Source organism: Actinomadura kijaniata NBRC 14229, assembly GCF_001552175.1.
GTDB classification, from domain to species: domain Bacteria; phylum Actinomycetota; class Actinomycetes; order Streptosporangiales; family Streptosporangiaceae; genus Spirillospora; species Spirillospora kijaniata.
Genome location: NZ_BCQR01000249.1, coordinates 1 through 11,697, shown reverse-complemented (window position 1 = coordinate 11,697; position 11,697 = coordinate 1). Strand labels below are relative to the sequence as shown.

At 71.9% G+C, this 11,697-nt stretch carries 13 protein-coding genes; 7 read left to right on the top strand and 6 right to left on the bottom strand.

Features of this window, described 5'->3' with window-relative positions:
• Positions 1 to 80 precede the first annotated feature (80 nt).
• Complete coding sequence (locus tag AKI01S_RS46070; protein WP_067832721.1) at positions 81 to 743, bottom strand: response regulator; 663 nt, start codon at positions 741 to 743, stop codon at positions 81 to 83.
• Complete coding sequence (locus AKI01S_RS46065) at positions 740 to 1,870, bottom strand: sensor histidine kinase (protein WP_067832719.1); 1,131 nt, start codon at positions 1,868 to 1,870, stop codon at positions 740 to 742. Before AKI01S_RS46065 ends, AKI01S_RS46070 begins: the two co-directional genes overlap by 4 nt.
• A gap of 215 nt (positions 1,871 to 2,085) precedes the next feature.
• On the opposite strand from AKI01S_RS46065, the gene AKI01S_RS46060 reads away from it, so the two are divergent.
• On the top strand, positions 2,086 to 2,502 hold the full coding sequence (locus AKI01S_RS46060) for a DUF6223 family protein (RefSeq protein ID WP_067832717.1): 417 nt from the start codon (positions 2,086 to 2,088) through the stop codon (positions 2,500 to 2,502).
• Between the two features lie 57 nt (positions 2,503 to 2,559).
• Complete coding sequence (locus AKI01S_RS46055; protein ID WP_067832714.1) at positions 2,560 to 3,087, top strand: barstar family protein; 528 nt, start codon at positions 2,560 to 2,562, stop codon at positions 3,085 to 3,087.
• A 3-nt stretch (positions 3,088 to 3,090) separates the two neighbouring features.
• Here AKI01S_RS46055 and AKI01S_RS46050 read toward each other — a convergent pair whose 3' ends face one another.
• The 4 genes from AKI01S_RS46050 to AKI01S_RS52285 all read right to left on the bottom strand — a co-directional run bounded on the left by AKI01S_RS46050 (position 3,091) and on the right by AKI01S_RS52285 (position 5,958).
• On the bottom strand, positions 3,091 to 4,467 hold the full coding sequence (locus AKI01S_RS46050; RefSeq protein ID WP_169814132.1) for an OmpA family protein: 1,377 nt from the start codon (positions 4,465 to 4,467) through the stop codon (positions 3,091 to 3,093).
• Positions 4,468 to 4,518: 51 nt separating this feature from the next.
• The gene (locus AKI01S_RS51440; RefSeq protein WP_157420625.1) at positions 4,519 to 4,662 is read right to left on the bottom strand and encodes a hypothetical protein; all 144 of its coding nucleotides are present in this window, start codon (positions 4,660 to 4,662) and stop codon (positions 4,519 to 4,521) included.
• Positions 4,663 to 4,806: 144 nt separating this feature from the next.
• On the bottom strand, positions 4,807 to 5,628 hold the full coding sequence (locus AKI01S_RS46045; protein ID WP_067832710.1) for a class I SAM-dependent methyltransferase: 822 nt from the start codon (positions 5,626 to 5,628) through the stop codon (positions 4,807 to 4,809).
• Positions 5,629 to 5,802: 174 nt separating this feature from the next.
• Entirely contained in the window at positions 5,803 to 5,958 is a 156-nt protein-coding gene (locus AKI01S_RS52285; protein WP_169814131.1) for a hypothetical protein, read from the bottom strand.
• A gap of 116 nt (positions 5,959 to 6,074) precedes the next feature.
• On the opposite strand from AKI01S_RS52285, the gene AKI01S_RS46040 reads away from it, so the two are divergent.
• The 5 genes from AKI01S_RS46040 (at position 6,075) to AKI01S_RS46020 (ending at position 11,591) form a co-directional block, all read left to right on the top strand.
• Positions 6,075 to 8,144 (top strand): MFS transporter, encoded by a 2,070-nt coding sequence (locus AKI01S_RS46040; protein WP_067832708.1) that lies wholly within the window; start codon positions 6,075 to 6,077, stop codon positions 8,142 to 8,144.
• Positions 8,145 to 8,331: 187 nt separating this feature from the next.
• On the top strand, positions 8,332 to 9,465 hold the full coding sequence (locus tag AKI01S_RS46035) for an acetyl-CoA C-acetyltransferase (protein ID WP_067832706.1): 1,134 nt from the start codon (positions 8,332 to 8,334) through the stop codon (positions 9,463 to 9,465).
• A 124-nt stretch (positions 9,466 to 9,589) separates the two neighbouring features.
• Positions 9,590 to 10,384 carry an enoyl-CoA hydratase/isomerase family protein gene (locus AKI01S_RS46030; protein WP_067832704.1) on the top strand — a complete coding sequence of 265 codons (795 nt, stop codon included), beginning with the start codon at positions 9,590 to 9,592 and terminating at the stop codon, positions 10,382 to 10,384.
• A gap of 174 nt (positions 10,385 to 10,558) precedes the next feature.
• Complete coding sequence (locus AKI01S_RS46025) at positions 10,559 to 11,002, top strand: Hsp20/alpha crystallin family protein (protein ID WP_067832701.1); 444 nt, start codon at positions 10,559 to 10,561, stop codon at positions 11,000 to 11,002.
• 181 nt (positions 11,003 to 11,183) lie between these two features.
• Positions 11,184 to 11,591: a MerR family transcriptional regulator gene (locus AKI01S_RS46020; RefSeq protein ID WP_067832723.1), complete on the top strand. Its 408-nt coding sequence runs from the start codon at positions 11,184 to 11,186 to the stop codon at positions 11,589 to 11,591.
• Positions 11,592 to 11,697: the final 106 nt, after the last annotated feature.

Sequence of the window (11,697 nt, the reverse complement as noted above, 5' to 3'; positions counted from 1 at the left end):
CTAGGGTTAGTCCTCTTGGGGCTGCTTGGTGACCGCTGACATTGGGATCTCACCGAGAATCCATGCTCATCGGGAGGGGATCAGGAGTCGCCCGGGGTCACCAGGCCGGACTGGTAGGCGAGGACGACGAGTTGGGCGCGGTCGCGGGCGTGGAGTTTGGTCATGGCCCGGTGGATGTGGGTCTTCGCGGTCAGCGGGCTGATCACCATGCGGTCGGCGATCTGTTCGTTGGACAGGCCCTGGGCGACCAGGGCGACGGCCTCGCGTTCGCGGTTGGTCAGTTCCTTCAGCGCCGTGTCGGCTCCGGGGTGGGGCGTCCGGGTGATGTACCGGTCGATCAGCTTGCGGGTGATGGACGGTGCGAGCAGGGCGTCGCCGCGTGCGGCGACGCGCACGGAGTGCAGGAAGTCCTCCGGTTCGATGTCCTTGACGAGGAATCCGGCCGCGCCGGCGCGCAGCGCGTTGAAGACGTGTTCGTCGAAGCCGTAGTTGGTCAGGATGACGACGTGCGTCCGGGCGAGGGTCGGGTCGGCGGCGATGCGGCGGGTCGTCTCGATGCCGTCCATGACCGGCATCTGCACGTCGATGAGCGCGATGTCGGGCAGGTGTTCCCTGGCCAGCGCCAGGCCCTCGTGGCCGTTGGCGGCCTCGGCCACCACCTCGATGTCGTCCTCCAGGTCGAGGAGCGCGCGGAACCCGCGGCGGATCAGGGGCTGGTCGTCGACCAGCAGGACGCGGATCATGATGTTCCGTTCACGGGGAGTTCGGCCTGGACCGTGAAGCCGCCCTCGCTGCGCGGTTCGGCGAGCAGGCGGCCGCCGAGGGCGGTGACGCGTTCGCGCATTCCCAGGAGGCCGACGCCGGGCGTCGGGGCGGTGTCGGGTGTGGCGTCGCCGTCGTCGTCGATGCGGACGGTGAGGGTGTCCGGGAGGTAGTCGATCCGGATCGACGCGGCGGTGGCGGCCGCGTGGCGGGCCACGTTGGTCAGGGACTCCTGGATGATCCGGTAGGCGGTCCGTTCCACCGCGGCGGGCACGTCGTGCCGCTGTCCCTCGACCGTCAACGTCGCGTCCAGGCCGATCGAACGGGCCTGTTCCACCAGCTCCGGCACGTGGTCGAGCCCGCGCGGCGGGGTGGTGTGGTCGTCGCGCAGCGTCTCCAGGGTCGCGCGGAGTTCGCGGGTCGCCTCCCGGGCGGCCTCCTGGATCGCGAGCATCGTCTCGGGGACCTGCTCGCCGCGTCTGCGGGCCGTGTGGACGGCGACTCCGGCCTGCACCTTGATGATCGAGATCTGGTGGGTGAGGGAGTCGTGCAGTTCCCGCGCGATGTGCAGCCGCACCTCGCTGGCGCGGCGCAGCGCGGTCTCCTCCCGGGTGCGTTCGGCCTCGTCGGCCCGGCGCTCGGCCTGCCGCAGCGCCTCGCCCGCGGCGGCGGCGGCGACCAGCCAGCCCAGTTCCAGGGCGCCCTGGCTGTGCGCGAACGCCTCGCTCGCGGGCCAGTCGTGCGGGGAGAGCAGGGTCGCCAGCGGAAGGGCCGCCAGCACCATCACGCTGGCCGCCAGTGTGACGGCGCGGTGTCCCTCCCGCACGGCCGCGTACACCGCGAACAGGAACGCGACGGCGGGCACGTCCAGACCGGCCGCCTGGTAGCCCACGGCGCACAGGCCAGTGGCGAACAGGACGGGGATCGGGGCTCGGCGGCGCGCGACCAGCGCCAGGCCGCCGGCCGCCAGCAGCGCGTAGCCGAGCGGGTCGAGACCCGTTGCGGGGTTGCTCTCGGACAACCCGACGACCAGCAGCATCGCCGTCACACCGGCGGCGATCACGCAGTCCCTGACACCGGCCCGCATGCCGGACCATCCCGTACCCATGTCGCGAACCCTAACGGGGTGCCGCGGCGGACGACTCCTGCCCGCGACCGAGTGGCGGTCTACTACGCACGCGGTAGGAGTGCGGTGGTCGTGGCAGTGGCGGCGACCGGGTGCTCCGGCCGTGGCAGTACGGATTGTCTGCGCCTGTGGAACGACCGGAGGCGGGGTCGGCGGCCATCATCGAGTGACGTTCAGCCGTAGCGAAGGAGCACGTCGTGTCCGTCCGTCATCTGGTCACCGCCGTCACAGCCGTTCTGATCGGCGGGGTCGGTCTCGCCGCACCGGCGGCCGCGCAGGCCTCGGCCCAGCCGGTCGCCGCCGGTGTCTACGACATGAGCGCCGGGCGGGTGGGGGCCATCGTGGCCGCCCTGGCGGGGTTGCTCGGCCTGGTCATCGGGGTGCGGGCCCTGGTCCGTTCCGCCCGGCGCACCGGTTCCGGGCGGAACGGGGCCGCCGTGGCCGTGGCGACGGGGGTGTTCGGCATGGCCCTCGGGGGGCTGGTCGCGGCGACCGCCGACGGCGGTCTCGGCACCGGCAACGGTCTGGGCGGGGCCTATGTGGCGCTGCTGGTGGGGCTGGCCGGAACGGTTCTGGGCGGGCTGGCCCTGGCCCGTTCCCGCCGGTTCGGCTGAGCCGTGCGGGACGCGAAAACCTGTCGTCCCTCCGGCCGGGCGTCCGCACAATGAAGCATGGTCGAAGACTCTGGACGCGCCGGTCGCGATGACCGCACCGACGCGCTCGTCGAGCGGGTGCTCGGCGAGCGCGGGAAGATGATGGCCCTGGAGGTGTCGGGGCCCGAGGTGGACGAGTTCGTCCAGCGGCTCGACCTCGCGCTGGACGTCGCGTTCGGGGGCACCGTCTCCTACGTCGGGGCGCGGATGGTGCTGGGCTCGGCTTGTACGACTGCGGCCAAGGCCGTCGACCAGATCGTCGCCGCGCTGCAACTGCCGTATTCGGCGGCGCGGGGCTGGGGCGATCTCCTGGACGCCCTGGGCGACCGGCCGGTCTCGCGGCGGGAGTGCGTCGTCGTCGCCGACGCCTCCCAGCTGCTCAGGCACGAGGACCACGACCGGTGGCGGGAACTGGTCGGCGCTCTGCACGGCGGGCCCTACTGCCTCGGTGGGGGCTGGAGCACGCTGGTGCTGGCCGACCACGGGTTCGCGTGGCAGGACTGGGTGTTCCGGTCCGTGGCGGAGGTCCCCGGTCTCGGGTCCTGACCCTCACCTGACGGGGACGTTGGGGAACGAGCCGAACGGGCCCGCCTGGAAGGTCACGCTGGTGGTGGTCGGCGGGGGCGCGGGGACGTGGAAGAAGCCCCGGTTGGTGGTGCCGGGCTCGGTGACGAAGGCCGCCCACTGGGGGTCCAGGCGTTCCTGGTTGGAACCGTCGTCCCTGGTCGGCGGGCCGATCATGACTCCCTGGTGGGTGGTGCCGGTCCTCGGGTCCACGACGTTGAACGCGCCGAACCTGCCGCCCAGCTCGCTGGAGTAGTCCTCGATCGGGTTGAGGGCGTCGGGGCCGAGGTTGGTGATGGAGAAGACCGCCACCAGGTAGGCGCCGTCCCGGTAGAACGGTTTCACGTCGATCCGGCGGGAGCCGCCGTTGCCCCGGACGGTGCGGCCGGCGACGGTCGGGCCGTCGTCGGGTCGGAAGCGGGCGGGCGGGGCGGTGACCGCCGCCGGGGAGACGGGGCCCCTGGCGTCGCCGGTGGCCGTCCGGGTGGTGGCCCGCCTGATCCGGTAGGAGATCTCGACGCGGCGGTTGCGGGCGCGGGCCTGCTCGTCGTTGGCGCCGCCCTCCCTGGCCACCGGCTGGGTCTGGCCCCTGCCCTCGGCGTGGTACCGGTAGGCGTCGCCGAGGCGGGCGCGCAGCTCGGTGAGGACGACCCTGGCGCGGCGTTCCGAGAGGGGCCGGTTGTAGCCGGGGTCGCCGTGGCCGTCGGTATGGCCGGTGATGGTGATCGGCGGTTCGGCGGGGTCGGCCTCGCGTCTGGTCTGCGCGGCGACCTCGTCGAGGATCTGCCTGGCGCGCGGGGTGAGGGTGGCCTTGTCGAAGTCGAACAGGACGTCGGAGCGCAGGCCGACGCGGTGCTCGCCGCTGGTGGTGGTCTCCGACTTCACCTGGCCGAACGCCATGCCGTACAGGCCCCAGACGCGTCCGCGAGGCGTGCCCTGGGGGCGGCGTGCCGGAACGGCGACCGTCGTGCCGGGAGGCGGTGTCGTGTCGGGGGACGGGAGGGGCGCGTTCGGGGCGGGGTTCCGGCCCTCCACCACGGGGACGCCCGTGAACTCGCCCGCCGTGGTCGGGGTGACCACGGTGACGGCGCGGACGTCCTTCGGCAGGGGCGGGAAGTGGATCTGTGCCTCGTAGCGCACCCCGGGCGCGGCGTCGACGTTCCGGAAGTCGCTGCCGGCCGGCTGGTCGTCGCCGTCGTACAGGGCCTGGTAGAGCTTGCGGCCCACCGGGTCGACCAGGTACATCACCACCTGGCCGAAGGAGTCGCTGGCCATGGAGACGCCCAGTTTGAAGCTGCTGTTGTCCGTGTCCAGGTTGGTGAAGTGGAAGCGCAGCACCGAACGGTCCGGGTACCGCTCCACCTGCCGCATCTCAAGGCGCGCGTGGGTGCTGTCGAAGACCGAGTAGGCCTCCTAGGCCTTGGCGCCCGCGAGGTAGGGCCGAGGGTCCGCGCCCGGGGCGTCCTTCTTCGGGGAGCGGTCCAGCAGGCCGCATCCGGTGGCGAGCAGGACCGCGACGAGCGCGGCCGTGCCTCGTGTCCCTGGTGAAACGCGCATCTGGACTCCCTGGCTGGTGTGGCCGGGCAGGGGGCGGGTCTCATCGCACGTGCGAACGCATTGCCGGTGCGCTTGCAAATATATCGTTTGCAAGCGGGAACGGTCAAGGGTGTGCGGAAACGACCCGCCCGCGCGGGAGGGAGGTCAGATGGGTTCGGCGGCGACGTGGGCCCAGGACTGGGTGAACCACAGCTCGCCCCCGATGATCCTCGGCTTGGCCCCGGTCTTGGGGCCGCCGTCCACCTCGTCCAGGAGCTCGGCGCGGATCTGCTCGGCGGCCAGTTCGTCGCGGACGCCCGCCAGCCAGGGCTCGATCGGGCGCTCCACCGTGAAGACGTCCAGGCGGCGGACGCTCGCGCCGCAGGAGGTGATCAGGTCGGTGAGGGCCGCGATGGACAGCAGGCCGGGGTGGTCGGGGTCGCGCAGGCGTTCCAGGCGGTCGCGGTCGGGACCGGTGAGGTTGCCGCGGACCAGGTCGGCGATGATCAGACGGCCGCCGGGGCGGGTCACCCGCAGCAGCTCGCGCAGGACGCGGCGCTGGTCGCCCAGGCTGTAGAGCGAGAAGCGGGTGGTCACCAGCGAGAAGGAGCCGTCGAGGTACGGCAGGCGGGTCGCCTCGGCGCGGACCGTGGCGGCGTCGGGGGTCCCGCGGCGCACGGGGCGGACCGAGTCCGGGTGCGAGACGTACGGGCGGGGATCGATGTCGCCGGAGATGCGGACCGGGCCGGTGCCGAACGTCACCGTCGGCGTGCGGCCGGGATCGCGGCGCAGCTCCGGGGGCGGCAGGGCGTCGACGGCGGCGACCCGGCGGACCTGGGGGGCCAGGGCGGCGGGCATCGGGCCGGTGCCGCGGGCCACGTCCAGGCAGACGTCCTCGGCGGTCGGCTCGACGAAGTCCAGCAGCCGTCGCAGATGAGGGGCGATGGCGCCGCCGGTCCCGGGGGTGGTGGTAGCCGGATGCGGCACTGCTGCTCTCCCTCGGCTCGTCGGCTCCTCGGTGCGGGGAAACACTCGTCGGCGCGCCGTCGGGCCCTCTGGCCGGGGCGGGACGTCGAGCGGGGGTAAGGGAGCCGGTTTCCTTGGTTATGACTCGCTCGCGGAAGAGAAAGTTCGCGATGACGCCCGAAAAATCCCTTGGCCTCACATGCTCTGCCCCCACCAGGCGAGCACGACCAGTGTGAAGACGATGATGACGGCCATGCGGGTCGGGGCGGGCAGCCGCAGACGGGTGGCGGCCCAGCGGACGCAGAACGCCGCCAGCAGCGCGACGACGACGAGCAGGATGATGCCTTCCATGGTCACCTTCGTTCGGGGGAGGGTGCCGCCTCAACGCCAGGGTAGGCGCCCCGGGTGATCTTCCGCGGACGAGCGGGTAGATCTCCCCTGCGTCGGACGCGCGGGGGGAGCGTGGGATGAGCGTGGAGAGCGTGCCGAAGGCACCGCGGATGCCCAAGGGGAGAGAGCTGGCCGTCGTTCTCGGCGCGCTCATGCTGACGATGCTGCTGGCGGCGCTGGACCAGACGATCGTGTCGACGGCGCTGCCGACGATCGTCAGCGACCTCGGGGGGCTCAACCACCTGTCGTGGGTCGTCACCGCGTACCTGCTGTCCTCCACGGCCTCCACGCCGCTGTGGGGGAAGCTGGGGGACCAGTACGGACGCAAGCCGCTGTTCCAGCTCTCGATCGTGATCTTCCTGGTGGGGTCGGCGCTGTGCGGGCTCGCCGGGGACATGACGCAGCTCATCGCGTTCCGCGCGATCCAGGGGCTGGGCGGCGGCGGGCTGATGGTGCTGGTCGTCGCGATCGTGGGGGACGTCGTCCCGCCCCGGGACCGGGGCCGCTACCAGGGGCTGTTCGGCGCGGTGTTCGGGGTGTCGAGCGTGTGCGGGCCGCTGCTGGGCGGATGGTTCGTCGACAACCTATCCTGGCACTGGGTCTTCTACATCAACCTGCCGCTGGGCGTGCTGGCGCTGGTGGTGGTCGCGATCGTGCTGCGCGCGCCGTCGGAACGGCACCGGCACTCGATCGACTGGGCGGGCGCGCTGCTGGTGGTCGGCTGGTCGGTGGCGCTGGTGCTGATGACGACCTGGGGCGGCACCGAGTACGCGTGGCTGTCGCCGCAGATCCTCGGGCTGGGGGCGCTGGCGGTCGTGCTGATCGTGGCGTGGGTGGCGGCGGAGGCCCGCGCGGCCGAGCCGATCATGCCGTTGCGGCTGTTCCGCGACCAGGTGTTCACGCTGTCGTCGTCGATCGGGTTCGTGATCGGCTTCGCGATGTTCGGGGCGATGACGTTCCTGCCGCTGTTCCTCCAGGTCGTGCACGGGGTGACGCCGACGATGTCGGGGGTGCACCTGCTGCCGATGATGGTCGGGATGCTGGTCGCCTCGATCGGGTCGGGGCAGCTGATCAGCCGGACCGGGCGGTACCGGATCTTCCCGATCGTGGGCACGCCGATCGTGGCGGCCGCGCTGTACCTGCTGTCGCGGATGGACGAGCGGTCCACCACGCTGGCGATGAGCCTGAAGTTCGCGCTGCTGGGCTTCGGGATCGGCCTGGTCATGCAGGTGCTGGTGATCGCGGTGCAGAACCGGGCGCGCTACGAGGACCTGGGCGCGGCGACGTCGGGGGTGACGTTCTTCCGGCAGATCGGCGGGTCGTTCGGGGTGGCGGTGTTCGGGTCGGTGTTCGCCAACCGGCTCGCCGAGAACATGACCGACCTGGTCCGCAGGGGCGAGGTCCCGGCGAACTTCGACGCCTCGGCGGTGCAGGCGAACCCCGCGCTGATGGAACGGCTCCCGGCGCGGGCCCGCGCCGACATCCTGCACGCCTACTCGGAGGCCATCCACACGGTGTTCCTGTGGGCGGTGCCGGTCGCGATCGTCGCGGCGGTGCTGACGTGGTTCCTGCGGGAGACGCCGCTGCGGGGCGCGGCGAAGGCCCCCGACCTCGGCGAGGGGATCGGCGGACCCGGCTACCGTTCCTCGCGGCACGAGGTGGAACGCGCGTTGAGCGCGCTGATGCGCAGGGACGCCAAGGCCATGGAGCTGTACTCGCGGCTCGGCGCGCTGGCGGGCGTGAACCTGCCGACCGGCAGCACGTGGGCGCTGTGCCGGATCGCGCGGGACGGGCGCGTGAGCGGGACCGAGCTGGCCGAACGCGCCGGGGTGACGGTCGCGCAGGGCCGCCCCTACGTCGACCGGCTGGTGAACGCCGGGTTCGTGCGGCGGGACGGCGAGGACCTGGTCGTCACCGAGACCGGGGAGGCCACCGCCGAGCTGCTGTTCGAGGCGCGGGCGCGGGGGCTGGCCGAGCACCTGGAGGGGTGGTCGCCCGACGAGCATCCGGAGCTGGCCTCGCTGCTGGCCAGGCTCGCGCACGAGACGCTCGGCGATGACGCCGACGGCCGCGAGGTGCATACGGCCCCCGTCCCCGACGGGGGCTCCGGTCGGGGGACCGGTGGCGGGCGGCACGCCAAGCACTGAACCCCGGCACTGAACCCCGGCACTGAACGGGCGTTTCCGCTGGTGGGGGATGGGCCGCTAGCCTGGCGCGGGATCGAGACCAGGGTCACATGAGGCGTTGCGTCCGGCGCGATGTAATCTCATACTGACTGACCGAATCTCACTCGGTTTCGGGACGGAACCCCTAACCCCTGCTTTTGGAGGCGTAGTGGCCGAGGCGTACATCGTCGGCGCGGTCCGTACCCCCGTCGGTACCAAGAAGGGCGGCCTGAAGGACGTCCACCCCGCCGACCTCGGGGCCCACGTGCTCAAGGAGCTCGTCAACCGCACCGGCGTGGACCCGGCGGCGGTCGAGGACGTCATCATGGGCTGCGTCATGCAGGTCGGCCCGCAGTCGCTGGACATCGCGCGCACCGCGTGGCTGTCGGCGGGGCTGCCCGAGAACGTGCCCGGCGTGACCATCGACCGCCAGTGCGGCTCCTCCCAGCAGGCGATCCACTTCGCCGCGCAGGCCGTCCTGTCGGGCACCCAGGACCTGGTGGTGGCCGCCGGCGTCGAGCAGATGGCCAAGGTCCCGATGGGCGCCAGCATCGTGCAGGGGCTCGACTTCCCCTACGGCGAGGGCTGGGCCGAGCGGTACGGCACCCAGGAGATCTCCCAGTTCCGCGGCGCCGAGCTGATGGCGCAGAAGTGGGGCTACACCCGCGAGGACCTGGAGAGGTTCGCGCTGGAGAGCCACCGGCGCGCCGCCAAGGCGATCGAGGCCGGGTACTTCGACCGCGAGATCGCCCCCATCGCCGGGGTGTCCAAGGACGAGGGCGCCCGCCCCGACACCTCCCTGGAGAAGATGGCCGGGCTCAACGCGCTGCGCCCGGACGGCGTGATCACCGCCGCGGTGGCCTCGCAGATCTCCATCGGCTCCTCCGCGCTGCTGATCGCCTCCGAGGAGGCCGTCAAGCGGCACAACCTCACCCCGCGCGCCCGCGTCCACACCCTGGCGGTGTGCGGCTCGGACCCGGTGTACATGCTGACCGGCCCGATCCCGGCGACCGAGAAGGCGCTGGCCAAGAGCGGCCTGAAGATCGACGACATCGACGTGTTCGAGGTCAACGAGGCGTTCGCGCCGGTCCCGATGGCGTGGGCGCACGACACCGGCGCCTCGCTGGAGAAGACCAACCCCAACGGCGGCGCGATCGCCCTGGGCCACCCGCTGGGCGCCACCGGCGGCATCCTGATGACCAAGCTGCTGCACGAGCTGGAGCGCACCGGCGCCCGGTACGGGCTGCAGACGATGTGCGAGGGCGGCGGCCAGGCCAACGCCACCATCATCGAGCGCGTCTGACGTCGGAGCGGCTGGGATCGTCGGCTGAGACCGCCAGCTGGCGTCATCGGCTGGTGGCTTCGGACGGCATCATCGGACGGGCGGGCCCCTCGGGGGCCCGCCCGTTCCCTGTTGTGGAGGATCGATGTACGAGGCGATCGTTTACGAGGTGACCGACCGGGTCGCGCGGGTGACCCTGAACCGGCCCGAGGCGCGCAACTCGCTGAACGACCGGATGGTCGACGAGCTGCTGGACGCGTTCGGGCGGGCCCGCGACGACGACGAGGTGCGGGTCGTCGTGCTGACCGGGGCCGGGGACCGGGCGTTCTGCGCCGGGGCCGACCTCGGCGGGCTGGGAGCACGGCAGGCGGCCGGGGACCCGGTCGCCGACCGCGACGCCATCCGGCAGAGCGCCCCGTTCCGGCTGTTCACCGCGTTCCCGTCGCTCGGCAAACCGGTGATCGCGCGGCTGGCGGGGCACGCGGTGGCCGGAGGGCTCGGGCTGGCCGCCGCCTGCGACCTGGTGATCGCGGCCGACGATGTGAAGCTGGCGACGCCCGAGGTGAACGTGGGGCTCTGGCCCATGATGATCATGGCGATCATCAACCGGAACGTCGCGCCCAAGCACGCGTTCAAGCTCTACTACACCGGCGAGCGGATCTCGGCGGCCGAGGGCCGCGAGATCGGGCTGGTCACCGAGGTGGTGCCCCGGGACCGGCTGGACGAGCGGGTCGACGAGCTCGCGCGGACCATCGCGGGCAAGAGCCCGGTGGGGCTGCGGCGGGGCCGCGAGGCGTTCTTCGCGATCGAGGGGCGGCCGCTGGAGGAGCAGGTCGAGCACCTGCTCGGGGAGCTGGTCGCGCTCGCCGCCACCGAGGACGCTAAGGAGGGGATCACCGCGTTCCTGGAGAGGCGCGAGCCCGACTTCAAGGGGCGGTGAGGTAAGGGCTTTCTACCTTTTGGGGAAGTTGCTTGCTGGTGTAGTGCGAGGAAATATGTAAGTGCAGTTGGAGGTTCCCTCCGACTTGGCTAGTAGGCATCGGTGGAACGGAGATCGGAAACCGGAAACCGGAAACCGGAGACCTGAGTCCGGAGACCCACGGAGGTGGCGAGGATGCTGCTGACGAGCATCGACCCGTTCGTGCAGGAGTTCGAGCGGCAGTTCGACCGGCTGAGCCGGCAGGCGTGGGGCCAGACCAGCGGTGGCGGCGCCATGCCGATGGACGGGATCCGGCGCAAGGACGACGTGGTGCTGCGGTTCGACCTCCCCGGCATCGACCCCGACAGCATCGAGGTCACCGTGGACCGCGGCGTCCTCAGCGTCAGCGCCCAGCGTGAGGAGGAACGCGGCGAGGACGACCGGCTGTTCGTCCGGGAACGTCCCATGGGCACCTTCACCCGCCGCGTCTACCTGTCGGAGCACCTGGACGCCGAAGCGATCGAGGCCGCCTACAGCAACGGCGTGCTGGCCGTCCGCATCCCGGTGCTCGAACGGGCCCGTCCCCGCAAGGTGGAGATCCACCACCAGTCGGAGCAGGCCAAGGCGATCAAGGGATGACCGGCCGGCGAACGGCCGGCCCCTCCGCCTCCCCGGCGGAAAGGCGCACCGGGGAGGCGGGGGTTGACGGAAACGGCGCGGCGGGCGTGTACGGCCCGCCGCGTCGCGTTTGTCGGGACCTGGTTTCGGGGTGCCGTTGGTCGGGATGCGCGGCGGGAACGTGGGAGGGGAGGTGAGCGGTATGGGCCGACGGCTGCCCATCGACGATGAGCACGCGCCGCTCTACACGGTCGGGCAGGTCGCGGCGATGCTGGAGCTCCAGCAGGCGTTCCTGCGGCGTCTCGACGAGCACCAGGTGGTGCGACCACGGCGCACCCCCGGCGGACAGCGGCGGTACTCCCGCCACGAGATCACCCGGGTGCGGTACGTGGTGGAGCTGGTCGAGGAGGGCATGACCCTGGCGGCGATCCGGAGGGTGCTGCAACTGGAACGCAAGGTGCGTGAGCTGGAGGAGCAGCGCGAGCGCGACCGCCGCCGGATCCGCGAGCTGGAAGCCGCGCTTGCCGCGGATCCTGCTCGGGGGGATGGGGACTCTGTTGGGCGGTCGTCTGGGGGTGAGGTTGGTGGGGGTAGACCCTCTGGGGTTTAGGGGGTGTGGGGGAGGTTTGGCGAAAGCGGGGGTTGGGGTCTTGGGGGTTGGGGTTGTTGGGTTTGTGTAGACCCCCGATATTGCTAGTGGCCTGCGCGGAGGGTGC